20 protein-coding genes and 1 other annotated feature are annotated in these 24994 nt (G+C 36.7%); of the genes, 16 read left to right on the plus strand and 4 right to left on the minus strand.

Annotation, left to right across the window (positions count from 1 at the left end; translation table 11 throughout):
- From CBF31_RS10350 to dtd, 4 genes are all read left to right on the plus strand, one after another.
- A complete protein-coding gene (locus CBF31_RS10350) occupies window positions 1-759 on the plus strand; it encodes a 16S rRNA (uracil(1498)-N(3))-methyltransferase (RefSeq protein WP_126832727.1) in 759 nt (252 codons plus the stop codon).
- A gap of 107 nt (window positions 760-866) precedes the next feature.
- Window positions 867-2249 carry an aldehyde dehydrogenase family protein gene (locus tag CBF31_RS10355; protein WP_170167948.1) on the plus strand — a complete coding sequence of 461 codons (1383 nt, stop codon included), beginning with the start codon at window positions 867-869 and terminating at the stop codon, window positions 2247-2249.
- 128 nt (window positions 2250-2377) lie between these two features.
- On the plus strand, window positions 2378-4594 hold the full coding sequence (locus CBF31_RS10360; protein WP_126832731.1) for a RelA/SpoT family protein: 2217 nt from the start codon (window positions 2378-2380) through the stop codon (window positions 4592-4594).
- A gap of 12 nt (window positions 4595-4606) precedes the next feature.
- Window positions 4607-5053 carry a D-aminoacyl-tRNA deacylase gene (gene dtd, locus CBF31_RS10365; RefSeq protein ID WP_126832733.1) on the plus strand — a complete coding sequence of 149 codons (447 nt, stop codon included), beginning with the start codon at window positions 4607-4609 and terminating at the stop codon, window positions 5051-5053.
- A gap of 28 nt (window positions 5054-5081) precedes the next feature.
- Here the strand turns inward: dtd and CBF31_RS10370 are convergent, their stop codons facing one another.
- The gene (locus tag CBF31_RS10370; RefSeq protein ID WP_126832735.1) at window positions 5082-6386 is read right to left on the minus strand and encodes an N-acetylmuramoyl-L-alanine amidase family protein; all 1305 of its coding nucleotides are present in this window, start codon (window positions 6384-6386) and stop codon (window positions 5082-5084) included.
- Between the two features lie 165 nt (window positions 6387-6551).
- Window positions 6552-6755, plus strand: a binding site (T-box leader).
- Between the two features lie 65 nt (window positions 6756-6820).
- Here CBF31_RS10370 and hisS point away from each other — a divergent pair.
- The 3 genes from hisS (at window position 6821) to CBF31_RS10385 (ending at window position 10941) form a co-directional block, all read left to right on the plus strand.
- Window positions 6821-8119, plus strand: coding sequence for a histidine--tRNA ligase (hisS, locus tag CBF31_RS10375; protein ID WP_126832737.1), 1299 nt, complete (start codon window positions 6821-6823; stop codon window positions 8117-8119).
- 24 nt (window positions 8120-8143) lie between these two features.
- On the plus strand, window positions 8144-9913 hold the full coding sequence (gene aspS, locus CBF31_RS10380; RefSeq protein ID WP_126832739.1) for an aspartate--tRNA ligase: 1770 nt from the start codon (window positions 8144-8146) through the stop codon (window positions 9911-9913).
- 149 nt (window positions 9914-10062) lie between these two features.
- Window positions 10063-10941 (plus strand): YitT family protein, encoded by an 879-nt coding sequence (locus CBF31_RS10385; protein ID WP_126832741.1) that lies wholly within the window; start codon window positions 10063-10065, stop codon window positions 10939-10941.
- 51 nt (window positions 10942-10992) lie between these two features.
- On the opposite strand, the gene CBF31_RS10390 is transcribed toward CBF31_RS10385, so the two are convergent.
- Window positions 10993-11259: a GIY-YIG nuclease family protein gene (locus CBF31_RS10390; RefSeq protein WP_126832743.1), complete on the minus strand. Its 267-nt coding sequence runs from the start codon at window positions 11257-11259 to the stop codon at window positions 10993-10995.
- Window positions 11252-11998, minus strand: a complete 747-nt coding sequence (locus CBF31_RS10395; protein WP_126832745.1) for a tRNA1(Val) (adenine(37)-N6)-methyltransferase — start codon at window positions 11996-11998, stop codon at window positions 11252-11254. The genes CBF31_RS10390 and CBF31_RS10395 overlap by 8 nt, the downstream gene beginning before the upstream one ends.
- A 126-nt stretch (window positions 11999-12124) precedes the next feature.
- Between CBF31_RS10395 and CBF31_RS10400 the strand changes: the two genes are divergently transcribed.
- The 4 genes from CBF31_RS10400 (at window position 12125) to CBF31_RS10415 (ending at window position 19550) form a co-directional block, all read left to right on the plus strand.
- A complete protein-coding gene (locus tag CBF31_RS10400; protein WP_126832748.1) occupies window positions 12125-12754 on the plus strand; it encodes a lysophospholipid acyltransferase family protein in 630 nt (209 codons plus the stop codon).
- A 118-nt stretch (window positions 12755-12872) separates the two neighbouring features.
- Window positions 12873-16079, plus strand: a complete 3207-nt coding sequence (locus CBF31_RS10405) for a DEAD/DEAH box helicase (protein WP_126832750.1) — start codon at window positions 12873-12875, stop codon at window positions 16077-16079.
- A 188-nt stretch (window positions 16080-16267) separates the two neighbouring features.
- Window positions 16268-17710 (plus strand): APC family permease, encoded by a 1443-nt coding sequence (locus tag CBF31_RS10410; RefSeq protein ID WP_126832752.1) that lies wholly within the window; start codon window positions 16268-16270, stop codon window positions 17708-17710.
- 94 nt (window positions 17711-17804) lie between these two features.
- The gene (locus CBF31_RS10415) at window positions 17805-19550 is read left to right on the plus strand and encodes an ABC transporter ATP-binding protein (protein WP_126832754.1); all 1746 of its coding nucleotides are present in this window, start codon (window positions 17805-17807) and stop codon (window positions 19548-19550) included.
- A gap of 376 nt (window positions 19551-19926) precedes the next feature.
- Here the strand turns inward: CBF31_RS10415 and CBF31_RS10420 are convergent, their stop codons facing one another.
- Window positions 19927-20961 carry a M42 family metallopeptidase gene (locus CBF31_RS10420; protein ID WP_126832756.1) on the minus strand — a complete coding sequence of 345 codons (1035 nt, stop codon included), beginning with the start codon at window positions 20959-20961 and terminating at the stop codon, window positions 19927-19929.
- A gap of 140 nt (window positions 20962-21101) precedes the next feature.
- On the opposite strand from CBF31_RS10420, the gene CBF31_RS10425 reads away from it, so the two are divergent.
- The 5 genes from CBF31_RS10425 (at window position 21102) to radA (ending at window position 24973) form a co-directional block, all read left to right on the plus strand.
- Window positions 21102-21407, plus strand: coding sequence for a rhodanese-like domain-containing protein (locus CBF31_RS10425; RefSeq protein ID WP_126832758.1), 306 nt, complete (start codon window positions 21102-21104; stop codon window positions 21405-21407).
- A 49-nt stretch (window positions 21408-21456) separates the two neighbouring features.
- Window positions 21457-21693: a metal-sensing transcriptional repressor gene (locus tag CBF31_RS10430; protein ID WP_126832859.1), complete on the plus strand. Its 237-nt coding sequence runs from the start codon at window positions 21457-21459 to the stop codon at window positions 21691-21693.
- 119 nt (window positions 21694-21812) lie between these two features.
- Window positions 21813-22922, plus strand: coding sequence for a VanZ family protein (locus tag CBF31_RS10435; RefSeq protein WP_126832760.1), 1110 nt, complete (start codon window positions 21813-21815; stop codon window positions 22920-22922).
- 2 nt (window positions 22923-22924) lie between these two features.
- Window positions 22925-23452, plus strand: coding sequence for a dCTP deaminase/dUTPase family protein (locus CBF31_RS10440; protein ID WP_126832763.1), 528 nt, complete (start codon window positions 22925-22927; stop codon window positions 23450-23452).
- Window positions 23453-23602: 150 nt separating this feature from the next.
- Entirely contained in the window at window positions 23603-24973 is a 1371-nt protein-coding gene (radA, locus tag CBF31_RS10445) for a DNA repair protein RadA (protein ID WP_126832765.1), read from the plus strand.
- Window positions 24974-24994: the final 21 nt, after the last annotated feature.

The following is a 24994-nucleotide window of genomic DNA, read 5'->3' on the forward strand; positions in this document are numbered from 1 at the left end:
ATGCAACGTTATTTTTTGGAAGAATCCTATGATGCAAGTCAGGGTGAGCCGTTAAAATTGACGGGTGACGATTTTCATCATGCCGCTCATGTGATGCGTATGAAAGTATCAGATAAATGTTATCTTGTTTTCAGTGACTCAGTAGCAGTTGTAGCAGAAGTAACGGAGATTGGTGCAGAAGCTATTTTACTTAAGGAGATTGAAAAAGAGACGCAAGAAAAAGAGTTGCCGATTGCTATCACAATTGCGTGTGGGTATACAAAAGGGGACAAGCTTGATCTAGTGGTTCAAAAAGGAACAGAGATGGGTGCGAGTCGCTTTGTCGGCTTTCCAGGTCAAACCTCTGTTGTAAAATGGGATGGTAAAAAGTTGGCGAAACGTCAGGAACGTCTAACTAAAATTGCTAAGGAAGCTGCTGAGCAGTCTCATCGTCATGTCCAACCTACTGTATCCTTGTATGAAAAAGCGAAAGAGTTTGAAGCAGTTTTTTCAGATTACGATGCCATTTTAATTGCATATGAGGAATCGGCTAAACAAGGTGAAGCTGGTGAATTAGTTAAGACCTTCCAAACAATTCAGCCTAACCAACGGTTGCTTGTTATCTTTGGACCAGAAGGTGGGTTATCTCCTAATGAGATTGAAACCTTCCAAGCTCTAGGTGGCAATGTCTGTGCTTTAGGACCTCGCATTTTACGAGCAGAAACAGCGCCGCTTTATCTACTAGGTGCAGCAAGTTATCACTTTGATTTATTAGTTTAATTTTAAAGGTCGGCCCATTAGGGTTCGACCTTTTTTTAGTACGATTTGACATTAGTGAGTGTGATATAATAGTAGATAAAAATTAAGTCATGAAGGAGGGGTATCGAATGTTTAGTGTGGAAGACATCATCTCTAAGCAAAATGCCTTTTATAAAACAGGACAGACCAAAGAGGTTACCTATAGAAAGCAAAGCCTAAAGCAATTAAAAGCAGTTTTAAAGGCTAATGAGGGAGCTCTTGTCGAAGCGATGGAGCAAGATTTAGGGAAGCATCCACTGGAAACGTATATGTCAGAGTTGGGCGTGTTGTATGAGAGCATAGATCTTATGCATAAAAAACTCTCGGTTTGGCAAAAGAAACAGCGTGTTAAAACCCCTCTTTTTTTATTACCTGCAACTAGCTACACGCAGGCTGAACCGTTAGGGCAAGTATTTATTATCAGTGCTTTTAATTATCCGTTATTATTAAGTTTAGACCCGTTAGTTGGAGCCATTGCTGGTGGAAATGTAGCGATGGTTGCATTGTCAGAATCAACTCCTAAAATTAATGAGGTGTTGATAAAGATAATGTCAGCGACCTTTCCAGAAGAGTATCTTTTCTTTTTTGAAGGCAATAAAGAAATAAATACTGAGGTGTTGACTCACCGATTTGATAAACTCTTTTTTACAGGAAGTTCAACCGTTGGGAGAAGTGTGATGGCAGCGGCGAGTCGCCATTTAACTCCTGTAACGTTAGAGTTAGGGGGGAAGAGTCCGGCACTTGTAACAGATAAAGCTAAATTAGCTCACGCTGCGGAGTGTGTAGTATGGGGGAAATTTTTAAATGCCGGTCAAACGTGTGTTGCACCAGACTATTGCTTGGTAGATAAAAAGTACCATGAGGAGTTCATCATGTTAGTAAAACAGCAACTGATTGCTTTTTACGGAGTAGCCCCACTTTATTCAGAAGAGTATGGTCGATTAGCTAATGAACGTGCGATTATAAGATTAGAACAGTTAATTAAACAAGACCAGGCGCATGTAGTGGTTGGGGGGCAGGTTGATAAAGAAAAGCGTTATGTCGCTCCAACAGTACTTAAAGGGACGATTACAACACCACTTGCATCGATGGAAGAAGAGATATTTGGACCTGTGTTACCAATTTTGAGTTATGAAACGTTGGAAGAAGCGCTTCAGTTTATCGAATCCAAGGAGAAACCTCTTGCCTTTTATCCATTTACTCAAAATAGTAAAGAAGCAAGTTATCTTACAACACGTCTTTCTTTTGGCGGGAGTACGGTTAACGATACTATTCTTCATCTTGCCAATAGTCATTTACCTTTTGGTGGTGTAGGACAGTCTGGGATGGGACAGTATCATGGTAAGGCAAGTTTTGAGTGCTTTACGCACCAAAAATCAATTCTAAAAAGAAGTAGTTTCATTCGGTTGCCACTGATGAACCCAACATATTCTAAAAGGAAAGAGAAAGTTATTCGCTTCTTTTTAAAATAACGAGAAACCTTGGCTTATCAAGGGGCTATGATTGAAAAGGCTAGGTAAACTTTGTATAATGAAATAACATATAACCACGATTAAATGAGGGTAGTTTGATAGATAACTTACTAAAAGGAGTGAGACACATGCCAAAAGAAGTAATATATAGTGGAGCAGATGTCATTGAAATGGTATCAGGCTATATGAGTAGTGCAAATGTGGCTTTTGTGGAGAAGGCATGTTGTTTTGCCACAGAAGCTCATCAGCATCAATTTAGAAAATCAGGAGAAGCTTATATAATTCATCCTATTCAAGTTGCTGGAATTTTAGCTAACTTGAAAATGGACCCGCATACTGTAGCAACAGGTTTTTTGCATGACGTTGTGGAAGATACAGATGTAACACTGGAAGATTTAGCCAAAGAATTTGGCCCAGATGTGGCAATGCTGGTTGATGGTGTAACCAAACTTGGAAAAATTAAATATAAATCACACGAAGAACAATTGGCAGAGAATCATCGTAAAATGCTATTAGCAATGGCGCAAGACTTACGTGTGATTATGGTGAAACTTGCTGACCGTTTACATAATATGAGAACGTTGAAGCATTTACGTGAAGATAAACAACGTCGTATTTCAAATGAAACGTTAGAAATATATGCCCCTCTTGCACATCGTTTAGGTATTAGTAAAATTAAATGGGAGCTTGAAGATACCTCTTTACGCTATTTAAACCCAAATCAATATTATCGTATCGTTAATTTGATGGATTCTAAACGAGGTGAACGTGAGGTTTACATTGAAAAAACTGTTTCTGATATTAAAGAGTCTATTGATGATTTGGGAATAACGGGTGAGATTTATGGTCGTCCTAAACATATTTATTCTATCTATTTAAAGATGAAAAATAAGAAAAAAGAATTTGAAGAAATTTACGATTTACTAGCTATTAGGGTAGTGGTCGATACAATTAAAGATTGTTACGCTGTTTTAGGAGCCATTCATACGCAGTGGAAACCAATGCCGGGCCGTTTTAAAGACTATATTGCAATGCCGAAAGCCAACATGTATCAATCGCTTCATACGACGGTAATTGGACCTCAAGGGAAACCAGTTGAGGTGCAAATTCGCACCCAAGAGATGCATCAAATTGCCGAGTATGGGGTTGCGGCTCATTGGGCTTATAAAGAAGGTAAGACAGATAAACAAGAAGAAGACCAAGAGTCTAAACAATTAAGTTGGTTCCATGAAATTATCGAGCTTCAAGATGAAAGTTATGATGCTGCCGAATTTATGGAAGGGGTCAAAGGCGATATCTTTAGTGATAAAGTTTATGTCTTCACTCCTAAAGGGGACGTTACAGAACTTCCTAAAGGGTCTGTTCCACTTGATTTTGCCTATAATATTCACACTGAAGTAGGGAATAAGACAACAGGAGCTAAAGTTAATGGAAAGATGGTTCCACTTGATTATAAGCTGAGAAATGGCGATATTTTGGAAGTTTTAACATCAAGTAACTCATTTGGACCAAGTCGTGATTGGATAAAAATGGTAGCGACATCTCGAGCGCGTAATAAAATTAAACGATTCTTTAAATCACAGGACCGTGAAGCGACAGTGATTAAAGGAAAAGAAGCTTTAGAAAAACAATTGATTAGCATGAATTTTAAACCAAAAGATATTCTAACAAAAGCTAAATTAGCTGAAGCAGCGGAACGTCTTAATGTTCAAACAGAAGATGATTTTTACGCAGCTATTGGTTTTGGAGAAATTACACCGATTATTGCAGCGAATCGATTGACTGAAGAAGAACGCGAACTTCAAGATCAAGAGCGCAAGCAACAAGAAGTCGATGATATTATCGCTAATGGTGGTAAAAAAGAGAACGATAAAATTAAAGTGCGTCATGAAGATGGGATTGTTATCCAAGGCGTTGAAAATTTACTTATTCGTATTAGCCGTTGTTGTAATCCGGTTCCAGGAGATGGAATTGTTGGATATATTACAAAAGGACGTGGGATTTCGATTCACCGTTCAGACTGTCCGAATATTGTAAACAATGAAGAAGCAGAGTGCCGTTTGATTGAGGTAGAATGGGAAGATACTGCTGCTGAAAATAATACAGAGTATCATGCTGATTTAGAAGTATTTGCTTTTGATCGTGCGGGTCTACTAAATGATGTTCTTCAAGTGGTTAATGCCACAACGAAGCATCTGATTAGTGTAGAAGCTAAACCAATTAAAAATAAAATGGCAGTGATTCAACTGACTGTAAAAATTAAAAACTTAGCTCATTTAGAGCGTATTGTTGATAAAATTAAGAGCATTCCAGATGTGCATAGTGTACGCCGAACGAATGGTTAAGGAGGAATACAAGTGAAAGTAGTTTTACAAAAAGTAACATCAGCAAGTGTTACAATTGAAGAGAAAGTCGTATCGGAAATTAAACAAGGCTTCATGTTATTAGTAGGGGTTAAAACAGGTGATACAGAAGCAGACGCAGATTATTTGGCTAATAAAATTAGTAAAATGCGTATCTTTGAAGATGAAGAAGGCAAAATGAATTTAGGAATTCAAGATGTTGGCGGTGATATTTTATCCGTATCACAATTTACGTTATTAGCGAATACGCGTAAAGGGAATCGTCCAAGCTTTATCGAAGCGGCAAGACCAGATGAAGCGACAGCACTATATGATTACTTTAATGAAAAATTACGTGCTGAAGGATTGAAAGTGCTAGAGGGCGAGTTTGGTGCGGATATGCAAGTCGCATTAGTAAATGATGGCCCTACAACTATTATTTTAGATACAGAAAACAAATAAAAGCTAGTCCATAACGGACTAGCTTTTTTTAATGATTTTCGAAATAATTGTAAAGCCCATCTGCTACAGCCTTAGCTACTTTTTTCTGATAAGATTTTTTAATAAAATGCTCTTTATCGAAGTCGTTGTTCATATAGCCAAGCTCTAGTAACAGAGCAGAGGTTGTACTTTCACGAATAACCATATAATCACCAAATTCAGTGCCACGGTTAGGAAGAGGCAATTCTTTTCCTAGCTCGTCACTGACAGATTGTGCTAGTAGCTGATCATTTGGGTTATAGTAATACGTAGTGAACCCAGAGGCTTGATTACTATATTCTGTCGAATCGTAGTGGAAACTGATGAAGACATCAACGTCTAAAGAGTTTTCTTTTTTTGTAATATCATCTAATGGTAATGTTGTATCGTTAGTGCGTGTCAGGATAACGTGAGCCCCTTTTTTCTCAAGTGCTTTTTTAACATAACGTGCAGAAGCGAGTGTGACAGTTTTTTCATAGACGATCTCGTCGTTACTTAAAGCTCCAGCGTCGTCACCACCATGTCCTGGGTCAAGCATGATTGTTTTACCAATAATTGGATTGATAAGGTAGGGGTGTTTTTTATTAGGTTTAGTAAAATTAACAACCCAATTAGGAATGTATCCAATTTTATCTTTATTCGTTAATACTTTATACCAACCATTTTGGCGTGATAAATAAATTAATTCATCATTGTAAAATAGTTTAGATACAACTTTGCTTGACTCTTTAGGTTCAGAGTATAGAGAGGTTGTTTTTTGTCTAACGTAAACATTAGTCGATACAGTTTCATTCTTATCTGGTTTTGACAGTTGACGTAGAGAAGAGGTCAAGACCCATCCTTCTACTTTTTCTGTTGAAATTTGAGACCATTCAGCTAATTGTGCAGTAATAGTGATAGCTTCTTTTTCCGATAGAGTTCCGACAGTTAAACTATCTGTATCCGGTTTTAGTTTGATTTTAACTTTATCTTTTTTTGCGAGTGCTTTTATATTAGTACTGTGATTGATTTGTCCACGATTGGTTTCAGTAACAGGTAACCATCCATATTTCTTCTTGCCTACTTTTACGCGATACCAGTCTTTTTTACGGTTTGTAATTTTAACGGTATCTCCCATTTTTTTATTTGTAATCTTAGTAGAGTTTAAGTCTGGCTCCATGCGAATAACTGCTTTATTACCTGTGATAACAACATCACGTTTAGGGTTTAAATCAGCGATGGCCAAACGAATAGTCACGACAAAACTAACAGTCAAAATGGCTGTAGCAAGTAAAAACAGGAGATAGATCTTCCATTGTTTTTTCTTAGCTTTCATTATAGGTCCTCATTTTTAATTTATTAACGGTACTATTATATCAAATAAATCTTGTTTAATGTAGTTTTGTCGGTTATAAATCTAAAATAGGCATGATTTATGATTATTTTGAAGTGATGTAGGCTTGACTTATCGGCATTTTTTTAGTATTTTTAGGTAGTATATAATAAGTCGATGACGAAGAGAGTAGCAAGATTTTTTATCAAAGAGAAAATTACCTAGGCTGAAAGTAATTATAAAAGAGCGTGTGAAGGACCCTTCTGAGATAGAGTAGTGAGAGCTACTTCGTGTGCGAGCGATAATCGTCAAAGTGGAAAGAGTAATCTTTCAAACTAGGTGGTACCACGTATGACATCATTCGTCCTTGTTTATCGACACGATAAGCAGGGATTTTTTTGTTTTTTATGAGTGTATAAGAGAAAGAGGGATTATAGATGAGATATCAAAAACCAAAAGGAACAGCAGATATTTTACCAGGGACAGTAGAGAAGTGGCAATATATTGAGGAAGCGGCACGTCGCATTTTTAAAACATATGACTGTCATGAAACACGGACACCAATCTTTGAACATTATGAAGTAATTTCGCGTAGTGTTGGAGGGACAACAGATATCGTCTCGAAAGAAATGTATGATTTTAAAGATAAGGGAGATCGTCACGTTACGCTTCGTCCTGAAGGGACAGCACCAGTAGTTCGTGCATTTGTAGAGAATAAATTATTTGGACCTGAATTCCAAAAACCGTATAAAACCTATTATATGGGACCGATGTTCCGTTATGAACGTCCTCAAGCGGGGCGTTTCCGTCAGTTCCACCAAATTGGTGTAGAGGTATTTGGTAGTAGCAATCCAGCTACAGACGTTGAAACGATTATGATGGCAATGAGCTTTTATAAAGATTTAGGAATTAAACACTTGCGTCTAGTTATTAATTCATTAGGTTCAAAAGAGGATCGTCAAACCTATCGTCAAGCGTTGATCGATTATTTAGAGCCACACTTTGAAGAATTAAGTGAAGACTCTAAAAAACGTCTACATGATAATCCTTTACGTGTACTTGATAGCAAAGATAGAAAAGATAAAGTAATTGTAGAAAATGCCCCTTCTATTTTAGATTATTTAAGCGATGAATCAGCAGCGTTCTTTAAACAAGTGACAGATATGCTTGAGGCATTAGAAGTTCCGTATGAAATTGATCACCGTATGGTTCGTGGTTTAGATTATTATAATCATACTATTTTTGAGATTATGAGTGATGCCCCAGGTTTTGGTGGTGCGATTACAACCATTTGTGCCGGTGGCCGTTATGATGGATTAGTTGAAGAGTTAGGTGGACCAGCAACACCAGGATTTGGTTTTGCATTAGGTGCTGAACGTACGCTAATTACGCTTGAAGCAGAGGGAATTGAGGTTCCTGTAGAAGATAAAGTTGACGCTTATGTGGTGGCGTTAGGTGAAAAAACAAATAGTGAAGCGTTAAAATTAGTTCAAGCGATTCGCCAATCTGGTTTTATCGCAGAGCGTGACTTTATGAACCGCAAAGTGAAAGCACAATTCAAATCAGCTAATAAATTAAATGCTACTGTGGCTTTAACGATTGGTGAAAATGAATTAGCAGAAGGTAAAGTAAACATGAAACATATGGCAACAGGCCAAGAAGTGTCCGTAGCCTTAACAGATATTTATAGTGATTTTACAAAAGTATATGAGGAATTATTAGCATCAATCAACTAATTTAAAAGAGAGAGGTTTTCAATTATGACAAAGAGAACAAATTATTGTGGCGAGGTATCTAAAGCTCAATTAGGCCAAGAGGTAACATTAAAAGGTTGGGTTAAAAAACGTCGTGATTTAGGTAATTTAATTTTTATCGATTTACGTGACCGCAGTGGTTTCGTCCAAATCGTATTTAACCCAGAGACAAATAAAGAGGCATGGGAAACAGCAGATACATGTCGTTCAGAATATGTTATCGAAATTAAAGGAACAGTGGCAGCGCGTGAAGGTTCTGCTATTAATCCAAATATGGCAACAGGTGAAATCGAAGTGATTGCCTCAGAAATTACGATTTTAAATGCGGCGAAACAAACACCATTCTTAATTGATGAAGCGGATCAAGTCAATGATGATTTACGTCTTAAATACCGTTATTTAGACTTACGTCGTCCTGAAATGTTAGGTAACTTCCGTTTACGTCATGCGATTACTAAATCAGTCCGTTCATATCTTGATGGTGAAGACTTTATTGATGTAGAGACACCTTACTTAAATAAATCTACACCAGAAGGCGCACGTGATTACTTAGTACCATCACGTATCCAAGAAGGTCATTTTTATGCTCTACCTCAATCGCCACAAATCACGAAACAGTTATTAATGGGTGCTGGTTTTGATCGTTATTATCAAATCGTTCGTTGCTTCCGTGATGAAGATTTACGTGGTGACCGTCAACCTGAATTCACACAAATTGATATTGAAACAAGTTTCTTAACACCAGAAGAAATCCAAGATCATACAGAGCAACTTGTTGCTAAAGTTATGAAGGATGTTAAAGGGATTGATGTTACGCTACCGTTCCCTCGTATTAGCTACGATGAGTCTATGGCACGTTATGGTAACGACAAACCCGATACACGTTTTGAAATGGAGTTAATTGATTTAAGCGAAACAGTAAAACCTGTTGAATTTAAAGTCTTCCAAATGGCTTTAGAAAATGACGGACAAGTCAAAGCAATCGTGGCTAAAGGTGCTGCTGATAATTATTCACGTAAAGATATGGATAAATTAGGAGAATTCGTTGGTCAATACGGTGCGAAAGGATTAGCTTGGTTAAAAGTTGATGAGGAAGGTCTAAAAGGACCAATCGCTAAATTTATGGTAGGACATGAAGACGCATTAATTAGTGCAACAAAAGCTGAAGCAGGCGATTTAATTATGTTTGCTGCAGATAAACCAGAAGTTGTAGCGGCTGCTTTAGGCGCTCTTCGTAATAATTTAGGTAAAGAGTTAGGCTTAATTGACGAGTCTAAATTCAATTTCCTATGGGTAGTAGATTGGCCATTACTTGAGTACGATGAAGAAGCGGGACGTTATACATCAGCGCATCATCCGTTCACAATGCCAAAAACAAGTGACTTACCATTACTTGATACAGACCCTTCAAAAGTTTACGCAGAAGCGTATGATATCGTTTTAAATGGTTATGAATTAGGTGGCGGTTCAACACGTATTCATACTCGTGAAGTTCAAGAAAAAATGTTTGAAGTATTAGGATTTACAAAAGAATCTGCAGAAGAACAATTTGGTTTCTTATTAGAAGCGTTAGATTACGGTTTCCCACCACATGGCGGTATTGCACTAGGTCTAGACCGTCTTGCAATGTTGCTTGCTGGTAAAGATAATATTCGTGAAGTTATTGCTTTCCCTAAAAATAGTAAAGCAATTGACCCAATGAACGAAGCACCTGGTCAAGTATCAGACCAACAATTAGCAGATCTAAGTTTATTAGTAGATAGCAGCGAAAAATAATCTGTTTTATGAGAAGTTTCAGAAAACAGAATGAGAATCTAATAGAATAGATTAAAATAGGGTAAAGCTTAGGCTTTACCCTTTCTTTGTATTTGGTATAGTCGTATAATGGTAATAATTAAATTGACTGAGGAGAGAATCATTAGACGATGAAAGAATTCCAGAAGAAGTTATCAAATTATGAGTACACGACGAAAGGGTCCGTCGCGATTATCTATGCTATCTTAGCAGCCATCGCCTTGAATCTTTTCTGGCAACCGGGAAACATTTATGCAAGTGGGGTAACAGGTATAGCCCAAATTTTAACAACTGTATTGGAAAAATCATTAGGATTTAAACCACCAGTATCACTTATCTACTATTCACTCAACATTCCGCTATTTATTTTAGCGTGGCGTAAGATTAATAAGAAGTTTACTATTTTTACTTTCATCAGTGTGTCATTAGCGACAATCGCGATTCAATTAGTCCCAGTGACAACTTTAACAACAGATCCGATTATCTGTGCGATTTTTGGTGGAGCGATTAATGGATTTGCCATTGGGTTTGCTCTTAAAAATGGAATTTCCTCAGGTGGACTGGATATCATTAGTATCAGTATCCGCCAAGCGACTGGGCGTAATGTGGGGGCGATTAATACCATCTTAAATGGGATGATTGCTTTTACAGCAGGTTATTTATTCGGTTGGAAATACGCGTTTTACAGCTTACTTTCAATATTTGTAACAGGGAAAGTGACAGATATTGTCTTCACGAAGCAACAAAAAATGCAAGTCATGATTATTACGAATAAGCCAGATACGGTAATCGATGAAGTTCAAGACCGTTTACGTCGTGGAATTACGATTATCCATGATGCTGAGGGTGCTTTTAAGCACGATAAAAAAACAATTCTCTTCACTGTCATTACCCGTTATGAAATGCATACATTAGAGGAAGCGATGGAAGCTGCAGACCCAGCTGCTTTTGTGAGTATTGCCGATAATGTTAAAATTCTTGGAAACTTTTATGACCCAGGAATGGACTAATAGATAATAAAAAGACTATTACGCTAGCTAGTGGCGTAGTAGTCTTTTTTGCTAGAGGTATTTTTTTAAAAACTTTTCTTTTTCATGACGCGCTAATTGTTTAAAAGCATACTCTGCACGCGTTGCTTCGCTTCTTGTTTCAAAAGCTTCTGTGTAAATCATACGCATAGGGTGACGTCGTTTGATACGTGTATATTTAGCCCCGACACCGTCATTGTGTTCTTTTAGTCGTCGTTCGGGTTCAGTGGTATAGCCACCGTAAAAGGTATCGTCTGCGCAGTGAAGAACGTAGAAGTAATGTTTTTTAGTTTCAGTCATTCCCGTATAACATTCCTTTCGCTTCAGGTTGATAGTTACCTTCTTCATCATAGATGGTTAGTGGCGGTAATATTTTTAAGCCATCAGGTTTCCCTTGCCTAATCCCTTCAACTAAAACGACATTCGCTTCTTTTCCAGGTTTGGGGTAAACGAATTGAACACGCTTGGGCATGATATTATATTTTTTCATCGTCTCAACAATATCTAAAAAACGTTCAGGTCTGTGAACCATTGCCAGTTTCCCATTAAATTTTAAAAGCCCGGCTGATTGCTTAATGACATCATCTAATGTCGCATGAATTTCATGACGTGCTGCTGCAAGGTAAGGATTGGGATTAGTTTTATTAGTCGGAAGTTCTTTAAAATAAGGAGGATTACAGACGATAAAGTCGACTGAATCTTTTTTTATAGAGGTCGTTACATCATTCAGGTCTAGTGTCAAAAGCTGCATTTGGTCCTCAAGTTTATTCAGTTGAATACTGCGGCGACCCATATCAGCTAAACGGTCTTGCAATTCTATCCCAGTGATAGAGGCTTGTGTCCTAGCACTTAAGAAAAGTCCGACTGCTCCATTTCCCGCACATAAATCGACAATGGTCCCGCGTTTTGGAATACTAGCGAAATTTGCCAGTAGGACGGCATCTATTGAAAAAGAAAAAACCTCATGGCTTTGAATAATTTGAATATCGTTCGCATAGAGCTGGTCGATGCGTTCGTTGGGTTGCAATAAGTCAGTCATAGTGTGAGACTCCTTTGTGTTATAATCTTAAACATTATAGCATGCAGTCTGAAAAAAAGAAAAAACTTGCAAGATAGTCAAATATTCGGCATACTATGAGGGAAAATGAAAAGTGAGGCGAAAAAAATGTTCTTTCGATTTATCCGACAAGTTGCACGTGTGATTGTGTTTATTATTAATGGCCGTGCGAGTTATGAACAACGTGAAAAATTACCTGAAGATACCAATTATATTTTAGTGGCACCACATAGAACATGGTGGGACCCGATTTATTTAGCGTTAGCAGCATCCCCTAAAGAATTTAGTTTTATGGCAAAAGAAGAGTTATTCAAAAATCCAATTCTTCGCTTTATATTAACAAAAGCACATGCCTTCCCAGTGAAACGTGATAATCCTGGACCAAGTGTTATTAAAACACCTGTGAAGTCATTAAAAAATTCTGATTTAAGTTTGATTATGTTTCCAAGTGGAACACGTCATTCTGATGAGTTGAAAGGTGGCGCGGCTTTAATTGCTAAGATGGCGAAAGTTCCCATTGTGCCAGCCGTATATCAAGGGCCCGTAACATTAGGAGGTCTATTTAAACGTAAAAAAGTCACCGTTCGTTTTGGCGACCCGATTTACATTACAGATATACCTAAAATGAATCAAGAGGGAATTCAAGAAGTTGAGCGTCGTATGATGACAGCTTTTGAGCAATTAGATAAGGAAGTTAACCCAGATTTTGTTTACATTCCTAAAAATAAAAAGAGCTAACTGAGCCCAGTTGGTTCTTTTTATTTTGTATGGAAGTGTAATAAACTTATATAACATCTATAAATTTGTTATAATGGTGGGAAGCAGTAAATTGAACTGAAAAAGGAGAGACCGCATCATGAAATGGAGTATTCCAGAAAAAATTGTCAAACTTGGCCGCGCGTACGCTGATGAAGGGCGTGTTACGAATATTACTCAAGATTTAACGCAGCAAGTTTGGCATGCGGATGTATTGGGTTCTCAACTTTATAAAGTTGTCTTAGATGGCACGCCTAAGGAAGAAGATGTTTGCAATTGCTCATTTTGGCAAAAAAATAACTACTGTAAACACACGGTAGCAGTAGAGTTGACGTTAAGAGACCAGTCACTTAATCGAGTATTAAAACAGAATCCTAGTTTAAAAACTACCTATAAAACACCAACCTTATCGACGTTGTTTACGGATAGTTTTTCTAAACTTCAAGAGCAAGCAACACGTCACTTCTTTGAAGAGGTCACACCACTTGAGATGACTTTTATTGTAGAAAGTGTGGATGTGTCAACCTATCACCCTGAAAGAGCCGTTTGGGCAATGACGTTAAAAATTTCAATTGATGGTGGTAGAGCTTATGTCGTAAAAAATGTAGGAGATTTCTTAACTGCTTTTTATAAACAAGAATTGTACGAGGTTAATGAAAAATACACGGCATCATTGTTACGTTCAAACTTTAGTGAAAGTGATTTGAATGTATTAGATGAATTGGTTCAAGTTTATCAAGGTGGCTTGTTAGTAGCGGGTCAAGGTGTACCTGTGAAAGGGAGCTTGAAAAAACGTTATTTAATCGTAACACCTCAGCGGTTAAAAGAATGGATGCATCAGCCTCGCTTTAATGAGCGCTTATCTTTTATGGTGGCTAAAAAAGTATACTCTAACTTACCTATCATCACAGATAAACCGCCACTTCATGTTCAGATTATTCCTGACGGTAAAGGCTACACGATGTTATTGGACACAGAAGGTCATTATTTTTGGGAGAAATACAATTGGCTCTTAGTAGACGGAAACTTGTATGAGTTAAATGCTATGCAACAAGAGGTCTACATTACAGTGACACAATTACTAAAACGTGCAGAGAGACCAGAAGTTTTTTATGGTCCAGATGAAATATCAGACTTATTTACTTATGTGATTCCTCAGTTGAGCTTAATTGGCGAGATACGTGTGGCTGAATCAGTGGAAACAGAGCTAGTCCGATTACCGCTTGAGCCTAAATTACATTTTTCTTTAATGGATAACATGCTTACAGTAGCACCCTTATTTCAATATGGTGAAACTATTTTTCATGGAGCTAGTCCAGTAAAAGATGATAAAAATACGCAAACAATTGTACGAAATCAGCAGCAAGAACAACAAGTTTTAGCAGTTCTTGAGCATTTTAATTACTTGAATCGTGGCGAGCAATTTATTAAGTCATTACCAGAATCGGAAGCACTTTATCAATTCTTTACAAGAGAATTGCCATTGTTACGTGAAGTGGCAGAGGTCGAATTAACCGACGAAGTGAGCAGTTTATATCTAGAAGCGGCCCAACATCAACCGAAAGTGACGGTCAAAGAGGAAGGATCATGGTTTGATGTCGATTTTGATATTTCATCTATTGCTGACGAAGATGTTGCGGATTTATTAGTTAGTCTTGTTGAGAAGAAGCCATTTCATCAATTTCCAAATGGGCAATTATTGTCATTAGAATCAGAGGGATTTTATCAAACAAGTGAGGCATTGAAACAGTTGCGTCATGTGATGACCTTTAAAGAAGGACAAGTACTAGTTCCAAAATACAAAGGGTTACAGATTGAGTCCGCTTTATCTAGCGTTTCCGATGTGAGTTATAGTACTGGTTTTGAAGAGATGGTTAAGAATTTGACACAACTCGATTCACTAACGGATGAGGTGCCGGTGGGCCTTCAAGCGACATTACGTGATTATCAGTTAACAGGTTATCGTTGGCTTAAAATGCTAAGTCGTTACCAGTTTGGTGGGATTTTAGCAGATGATATGGGATTAGGTAAGACAGTTCAGACCATTGCCTATTTATTATCTGAAAAAGCATCAGCACATGAAGGACCATCTGTTGTAGTAGCACCTGCCAGTTTGATTTATAACTGGAAGATAGAGTGCGAGAAATTTGCACCGAGTTTAGCGGTGGCTATTGTGAATGGCACGCAAGATGAGCGTCAAGCTATTTTAGAACATGCTACAGACTATGATGTATTGATAACATCGTATGCGACATTACGCCAAGATTCCGAGCATTACGAAAAAATAGCAATCAATGCCTTGATTCTTGATGAGGCACAAATGTTAAAAAATTCGGGAACAAAAACATTCCAGGCGATGAAAAAATTAACAACAGTTCAACGCTTTGCGCTAAGTGGGACACCGATTGAAAATAATTTAGAAGAATTATGGGCATTATTCCATATAGTGATGCCAGGATTTTTCCCAGCAAAAGCTAAATTTAATAAGTTGTCAGTTGATGAGATCGCACAAATGATTCAACCGTTTATTTTAAGACGTGAGAAATCACAAGTGTTAAGTGATTTACCAGAAAAAATTGAATCTAACTTATATAGTAATTTAACAACGGAACAAAAAACAACGTATCTGGCTTACTTACGCCAAATGCAAGAATCCGTTCAATCGATGAGCTCAGCTGACTTTAAAAAGAATCATCTTACTATCTTGTCAGGTCTGACTCGTTTGCGTCAGATTTGTTGCGACCCACGTCTATTCTTAGAGGACTACGAGGGTGGTTCGGGTAAATTAGAGCAAGTGAAAGATTTGATTGTGTCAGCTAAAGCGAATGGACGTCGTATTTTATTATTCTCTCAATTTACAGGAATGTTGAGTTTGATTGAGGAAGAATTGGATACTTTAGGTATTGACAGTTTCTATTTAAGAGGGAGCACGAAACCTAAACAACGCATGGAAATGGTTGATGCGTTTAATGAGGGCGAGAAGGATGTCTTTCTAATTTCGTTAAAAGCGGGTGGAACTGGTTTAAACTTAACTGGAGCAGATACTGTTATTTTATATGATTTATGGTGGAATCCAGCTGTGGAAGAACAAGCAGCAGGACGTGCCCATCGTATGGGTCAGAAGAAAGTCGTTGAAGTATGGCGTTTGATTGCAGAAGGAACCATCGAAGAGAAGATGCATAAACTTCAAAATGATAAGCGTGCCTTGTTTGACCAATTAATGTCAGCTACAACAGAAGAACAATTAGGGAAGTTAACGGAAACAGATATTCGTGAAATCCTAACGATTGGCAGTGAAACAGTCTAGACATTTTGTCGGACTGTTTTTTTGTTAGGTAGAAGTGAAAAAGAGCATGGTAATTAATTCGGAGATTCATTATAATAAGAAAGGATTTAATGTGTTAGGAGGATTGGATGGTACTTTTTAATAGTGACCGCAATAAGCCACCCTCTTCTTTTATTGCTAAAAAGGGATAAAAGAAAGTGGAGGATATTATGGGAGAAATAGAGAATAAAAAATATATTAGTTGGCCTGTCTTAGCATTTATGGCTTTTTCAACAGTTATCGGATTTGATGATTTAATTTATAATTTTAAAAATCAAGGACTAGGTGTTATCACATCATGGATTATTTTACTGTCATTATATATGATTCCTTATTCACTAATGGTAGGACAGCTTGGTTCGACATTTAATAAAGAAGGTGGAGGACTTAGTTCGTGGTTGCGCGGGACTAAAGGCGATGCGTGGGGGTATTTTACAGCATGGACGTACTGGGCCGCTATGGTACCTTATGTTGTGGAATCAGCTAATGCGGTAGTAGTCGGTATTGGTTGGATGATTAATGGCGATAATAGCTTGGCAGACCAGCTAACAACGTCTAAGTTTGCTCTATTGACGTTTGTTGTTTTCGTTATTTTTGTTTTTATCCAATTAAAAGTTAAAAATCTGCTAGAGATATTAGGGACTATCGGCGGGGCGGCAATGTTTATCATGTGTATTTTATTTATCGTGATGGCGTTAGCTTCATTATTGATGCCAGGAACAAAAATGGCAACACAGCCAATAGAATTACGTACGTTTGTACCAAAATTTAATTTACATTACCTGACGACCATTGCGTTATTAATTTATGCGATTAATGGTAGCGAGCTAGTGGCACCTTACGTAACTCGTATGAAAAAACCGGCTAAAGAATTTCCGAAAGCTATGATTTTCTTAACGATAATGGCAGCTGTCTTAACAATTTTCGGGTCATTTTCGCTAGGCATTTTCTTTGATGCTAATAATTTACCACATGATTTAAAAATGAATGGGTCTTATTATGCCTTCCTAGCATTAGGTGAACGTTATGGTCTAGGGAAAATTTTAATGTACTTATATGCTCTTATTAGCGTGACGTATATGAGTGCTCTTTTAGCCGTATTGTTAGATGCTATGACGCGTATGCTGATTTCAGATACAGGTGAAAAATACATGCCAAAAGCTTTGCTTAAAAAGAATGAACGTGGCTTACCAGTTAATGGGTATCTTTTAACAGCAGGATTATCAGCCTTTATCTTAATTTTACCGATTTTTGGTTTGAAAAATATTAATTTAATTTTTGATTGGCTGTTACAGCTAAATGGGATTATTTCACCATTTGTAACATGTTGGATTTTTTATGCATTTATGCAAATTCGTAAAAATAGTCAGAAGTATAAAGCGGAGTATGTCTTCATTAAAAATGATAAGATTGCTTACTTAGTTGGTTTTTGGTGTCTAGCGATAACCTTTGCTGCAAGTATCTTTGGGATGATTCCTCAGGGAGATCCAAGTACATTTGAGTGGAAGTATACTTTAGCGATTAATATTTTAGCTCCAACTGTTTTAATTGGTTTGGGTGGTGTAATGCCTTGGTTAGCGAGCAGGGAGCGTAAGAAAGAACAAATAAAATGATAAAGAATTTTAAAAGAGTCCTCTTAAAATGAGGGCTCTTTTGCGTTATCGGTCAAAAAAAGGTATGATTATATGATATTTAAAGGGGGTATTTATGCAAAGTAAGAAAGAAAGTTCAGTTATTGACATGTTATCTTTTGTTTTTAAGAAGGTTTATAAAGAATGGAAAGTGATTCTTGTGAGTCTCGTAGCGCTAGTGCTAATCGCATTAGTTGAATTCAGTATTCCACAAGTAACGCAGACTATTATTGATGATATTATTCCTGCGAAATCAAAAAGTCTGCTATTTCAAGCGATCTTTTGGTTAGGTTTTTTAACTGTGTCACTTAATATTCTATCTTATATTTCGACTTACTTGATGAGTAAAATCAGTCAAGAAGCAGTAGCTGAGTTGAAACAAGATTTATATGGGCATGTGCTAGAGCAAGATTTAACGTATTTTGAAACACAAAAGACTGGTGATTTAATGACCCGTTTAACAAGTGATGTTAGAACGATTCAAGATTTAATCTCGCCAAGCACCTTAAAAATTATTAGTAATATTGTAACCTTTACGTTAGTTCTCGGCTTTTTATTTTATACAGATTGGAAATTAAGTCTGATGATTGCTGTGACTTTTCCAATGTTGTATGTCGTGAATGATTTCTTTAGTAAGCGCATGAAAGCTAATTTTAGGAAAGTGAGAGAGTCGTCTGCTCGCTTTAATAATCATTTACAAATGACATTAACTTCTATTTTAATGATTAAAAATTCTGCAACAGAACCATTTGAAGAAGAGCGATTGAAAGAGGTTAATGAAGAAGTTAAGAGCAATCAGTTGCAAGCAACAAAAACACAGGCTTTATTTTCGCCCTCGATGGATTTAGTTAATTTCTTAGGTGTAGCGATTGTTTTGACCTACGGGACGCTTAAGATTTTTGACGGTGACTTAACGGTGGGAAGTATGATGAGCTACTTAGCTTATCTGAAGCTTCTTCAAAATCCGATTCGTTCAATGACTCAAATGATTAGTCGTTTCCAACAAGCGCTAGTATCGTACGAGCGACTTATGGATATTTATGACAGTGAACCGAGAGTTGTTACAACAGATGATGCAGTTGAAATTCAACGTTTAGAAAAAGGGATTACTTTTGATAATGTTTCCTTTCATTATTTAGAAGGGAATAAAGTCTTAACAGATTTGAATTTCACTATTCCTAAAGGGAAATTGGTTGCGTTAGTGGGGTCATCGGGTTCAGGTAAAACAACGGTGACCCGTTTATTATCACGATTATATGATCCAACCGCAGGTAGTATCAAAATTGATAACCATGATTTAAAAGAAATTGAAATAGAGTCATTAAGGCAAGCTATCGGAATTGTATCTCAGGACATTGAATTAATGGACGGTTCAGTGAGAGATAATATTACATATGGTATTTTTGATAAAAGTGAAGATGACCTTTTAAAAGCAATTGATGCAGCAAGGTTAACAGAATTTGTAGAAGATTTACCTCAAGGATTAGAAACGCAAATAGGTGAACGAGGTATGAAGTTATCCGGTGGACAAAAACAACGTCTAGCAATTGCTAGAGTATTTTTAAAGAATGCGCCGATTTTAATTTTAGATGAGGCCACGGCAGCATTGGATAATGAGTCAGAGCGATTTATTCAACAATCGTTGGAAGAACTATTAGAACAAAAAACAGCGTTAGTGATTGCGCATAGGTTATCGACTATTCATCATGCAGATACAATCTTAGTAATGGAAAAAGGCCAGATTGTAGAAAGTGGTAATCATCAAGAGTTAATGGCGCAAGCTGGACGTTACGAGACACTTTATTCAGCACAGTTTAAATAAAAAGGGAGGCATTGCCTCGCTTTTTTTAATATAAAAAAAACACCTCAAGGGGATGAGGTGTTCAGGAGATTTTATTTACTTTGGAGGAGTAAATAATGAAAAAAAGTTTTTGTTTGTTAGGGTTGTTTTGTTTCTATAGGTATATAATAGTCCTCAAATATGACGAAATTGTGATGAACTCGATATAAAACAATGAATTATTTATGTTAAAAATAATTCATAAAAAAGGACCTCTTAATTATTAAGAGGTCCTTTGGTTTATTTACTTTGGAGGAGTAAATAAAAAGTGTTAGGGTTGTTTTGTTAGTACTCTTTTATAATAAAAGAAAAATGTGAAAAAAATGTGCCCAAGTTATTAGGGAATTATTAAGACTTTCTAAATTAAATGACTATATAAATAATAAGCAACCAATTTTTCAGTAGCATCAATTGAATCTTGATGCGTGCGTTCATAGGCATGACTAGCATCTATACCTGCACCTATAAGACCGTGTCGGACATCAGCACCTGCTTTCATAGCCGCAGATGCATCACTTCCGTAATAAGGATAGATATCTAATTTATAAGGAATGTTTTCTTCATTGCAAAGTTGAACAAGTTGATTACGAAGTCCTAAATGATAAGGTCCGCTGCCATCTTTCACACAAATAGAAACAGTATATTCATCAGTTTGTTGATCATCACCCATCGCACCCATATCGACAGCTAAATAGTCGACGACTTGTTCAGGAATATTAGAGTTCCCACCATAGCCAATTTCTTCATTATTGGAGAAAAAGAAGTGAGTGGTGTGAGGTAAGGTATTACCAGATTCTGCTAGGTCTTTTAAGAATTGTATCAGAATAGCAACACTCACCTTGTCATCTAAGTGGCGAGATTTAATAAATCCGTTGGGTGTCACAGTTGTTCGAGGATCAAAGCTAATAAAATCACCAATTTGAATGCCTAGATTTTGTGTATCATTAGCATCTTTTACTTTCTCATCAATTCTAACTTCCATATTATCTTGATTACGTTCAGCTGTCCCTGCGTCTTTGTAAACATGCACGCTTGTTTGATGCATCAAGATAGTACCGGTATAGGTTTCACCAGATTGTGTGTGTATGGTGCAGTACTCTCCTTCGATAGCATTAAAACGAAAGCCACCAATTAAATCTAATTTTAATCGGCCATCAGGTTTGATTGCTCGAACCATCGCGCCTAATGTATCGACATGAGCAGTAATAAACCGTTGTTCGGCATTGTTTTCGCCTGGAACAGTTAGGATAAGACTGCCTTTTCGATTGAGTTTAGGCGAATAGCCCACTTGTTCTAATTCGTTAGCGATGTAACGAACAATAGTTTCAGTACACCCGGTAGGTGATGGGATAGTTGTTAATTTAGCAATCAAATCAATAGTACGTTCCTTCATGAAATCACACTCCTAATTATAGTTGATGGTTTTATCATAACGGATTATTTGAGGAAATGAAATTAAAAACTTATAAAAAAGCCTTTACTATATACCCCCTGGGGTATATAGTGTAAGAAGAAAAGAAAAGGAGTGAGTCGATGTTTTTATTTAATAAAATTCCAAGTATTACAGGTGCTGAATTGCAACAATTAGGAAGTAAAGCTACTATTTTAGATGTTAGAGAGCCAAATGAGTTTGAAGCAGGTCATATTCCAGGTTCTAAAAATATACCACTAGGCATTATCCAGACTTACAAAGGAAAAGGACCTGTTCATGTTATTTGTCAATCAGGTATGCGTAGTAAAAATGCAGCAACACGCTTGAAAAAAATGGATATCGAAGCCATTAACGTTAAAGGTGGAATGATGATGTGGCAAGGACCTATTAAAACAGGTAAAAAGTAAAGAAAAAAAGGTGAGTATTAAAGTGGAAAAAAAGTGTGATCCTAAGATTATGAATCGGTTAAAACGCTTAGAGGGCCAGATGCGTGGTGTACAGAAAATGATGGCTGAAGAAAAGGAATGTTATGATATCATGATCCAGCTATCAGCGATACGTTCAAGTATTGATAAGGTAATGGGTGTGATGGCAGCTGAAAATTTAAAGCAATGTCTGGAGTATCCTTTAGAAAATGAACAGGCTCAACAAGAAAGATTAGAGCAAGCTATGAAGATAATTGAAAAAAAATAAAACGACACTTATGTGAAAGGTGTTGTTTTTTTTATTGATTTTATAAATCTATTCTTTCGACTTTTAAGATTCAGTGCTACAATGAATAGTAAAATAAAAAGTCGATTGGGAGGTGGCGAATGAGCCCGCATATAAAACCGATTATTATGTTAGTCGCAGGGTATTTAATTATAGCAACTGTTTTAATAGTTCCGAGAATAATTCGTCAATACAGACATTCAGGCTCAATTAAGTTTAGTAAAAAAGCGACGATAATGACATTAGTCATCTATCTAATAGTGACATATATAGTAGTATCCTTACCTATTCACAATGATTATCAAGAAAAACTTGCTATAGAAGGTGTGGGACGAGCGCAGTTACGACCTTTTGAGATACTTAAAGCGTTGAGGGGATCATCTGAAGAGGCTTGGGTAGTATCTGCATTCTATCAAATGATTTTTGATACGTTGATGATGGTTCCATTAGGGATTTACTATTATGTTTTAACACAAAAAGAAAAAAAGAGTTGGCTTAAAATAGCAGGGATTGGTTTTTTAGTCTCTCTCTTTTTTGAACTTTCACAACTAACCGGAATATTTGGTTTGCAAGCAAAACCTATTCGTTTATTTAATGTAGATGACCTTTGGTTAAATACGTTAGGAGCAATTATTGGATATGGATTAGCACCAGGCTTACTATTTTTTATGCCGGATTGGAAAATTCGTTTGGCTGATGCAAGAGAGTATACGAATGCTGATTATACGATACAGATGGTGGAGTTGTATTTAACGATACTGATTGCTAATATTCTGGCTATTTTTACTAATTCGTTTATTGGGACAGGTGGACCATGGTTTAAATTGACACTTAGTACTATTTTTTATTTTATAATAAGTGTTGCAATGCCGAGATTTTTTGAAGGTAAAACGTTAGGTGGACTCATCTTAAATGTAAAATTGATTCCTGATAAAACAAAGCGATTTTGCCCCTATATGGTTAGAATGGTATTAATATTTGTTCCGTTATGGTTTAATGAATTTGCAGTTTGGATATGCAGTATTCCTTCTGTGGATAATTTAATGATTAATGTTCAGGTGATTTTTTTCTTTGTTACAATGATATTATGGATCATTATTTATTTTGATATTATTATGAAATGGCTCAAAGGAGCAGCAGCCCCTTATTATAATGAAAAAAGTGGAATTAAGGTGGAATATAATGAAATTAGAAATGAAAGTAGGCATTAAAATTGAAAAAAAGAGGGTTTGAAAAAGTATCAACGTTTGATGAGTCGATTAATCTTCCTGTAAGAGCAACTAAAGGTGCAGCAGGTTATGATTTTGAAGCAGCTGAGGATATTGTTATTCCAACAATTTGGAAACAAGGTATTGGAACTGTTTTAAAAGCTGTTTTAAAAGGTGAAGAAGTTTTAGTTGATGATACGTTAAGAAAAGAAGTTAAACCTGTTTTAGTTCCAACAGGAATTAAAGCCTATATGGGAGATGAAGAATATTTACAATTATGTAATCGTTCGAGCAATCCTTTGAAAAATTTCTTATTAATGGGAAATGGTGTAGGTGTTATCGATAGTGATTATTATGGGAATGAAGCAAACGAAGGACATATTATGTTTCAATTTTTAAACTTTGGTTTAACAGATAAGATGATAAAAAAAGGTGAACGAATTGGACAAGGGATCTTCTTACCGTTTTTAAAAGCAGATCAAGATGAAAGTTCAACTGAGCGAACAGGTGGATTTGGGTCTTCAGGTCAGTAACTAAAAAAACCAGACAATGTGTCTGGTTTTTTTAGTATTAAAAATGATTAAATTCATTTTAAACGTACTGTTATTAAGGACTAGAGTGCATGAATTATGTTAAAATGAAAGAGTATAATAAAAAGAATTATACAGAAAAAGAGGGACGTTATGGCAAAAAAAGCAAAAACACATTTTGAATGTCAAGCGTGTGGGTATATTTCTCCTAAGTATTTAGGAAAGTGTCCCAATTGTGGCGCTTGGAATGAGATGTTAGAAGTTAAAATACAAGAAGAGCCGGCTAGAAATAGTCGTGTTAGTTTAGAAGGCAAACGAACAACTGCAAAGAAATTAAGTGACGTTACTTCACAAAAAGAACCACGGGTTAAAACGCAGTTAGAAGAGTTGAACCGTGTTTTAGGTGGTGGGGTTGTACCAGGCTCCCTAGTCTTAATTGGTGGAGATCCAGGTATCGGTAAATCAACACTGTTATTACAAGTCTCACAACAACTACATTTGAGCGGCGGTAAAGTGTTATATGTTTCAGGTGAAGAGAGTGCTGAACAAATTAAGATGCGTGCAGAGCGTTTAAGTATTTCGGGAAATGATTTTTATGTTTACCCAGAAACAGATATGTCAGCGATTCGTCAAACAATTGAAGATGAGTCACCAGATTATGTCATCATTGATTCAATCCAAACTATGATGCAACCTGATATATCGAGTGCGACGGGTAGTGTTAGTCAAGTTCGTGAAACAACGGCTGAACTGATGCAGATTGCAAAAACGAATCAAATTGCTATTTTCATCGTGGGCCATGTAACAAAAGAAGGCTCACTTGCAGGCCCAAGAATGTTAGAGCATATGGTAGATACCGTATTGTATTTCGAAGGTGACCGTCATCATACATTTAGAATACTAAGGGCTGTTAAAAATCGTTTCGGGTCAACGAATGAAATAGGGATATTCGAGATGAAAGAAATTGGCTTAGTTGAGGTTGCTAATCCATCAGAAGCCTTCCTAGAAGAACGAATTGACGGTGCTACAGGTTCAGCGATTGTAGTTGCAATGGAGGGGACGCGTCCTATTCTAGTTGAAATTCAATCATTAGTAACACCAAGTGTCTTTGGTAATGCCAAAAGAACATCAACTGGCTTGGATTACAACCGTGTATCACTTATCATGGCAGTATTAGAAAAACGTGCAGGTTTACTTCTTCAAAACCAAGATGCTTATTTGAAAGCAGCAGGTGGGGCCAAGTTAGATGAACCCGCTATTGATTTGGCAATTGCAGTTGCAATAGCTTCAAGTTATAAAGAAAAAGGAACATTACCTTCAGAGTGTTTTGTAGGAGAAATTGGGTTGACGGGTGAGATACGCCGTGTAAACCGAATTGAACAACGTGTAGGAGAAGCTCAAAAATTAGGATTTAAACGTATGTACATTCCTAAAAATAATCTACATGGTTGGGAACCACCAAAAGGTATAGAAGTGATTGGTGTAGCTACGTTAGGCGAAGCGCTACATAAAATTTTTAAATAAAGAATAAAGGAGGAATCCCCT

The organism is Vagococcus fessus (genome assembly GCF_003987565.1).
Classification (GTDB): Bacteria; Bacillota; Bacilli; order Lactobacillales; family Vagococcaceae; genus Vagococcus_D; species Vagococcus_D fessus.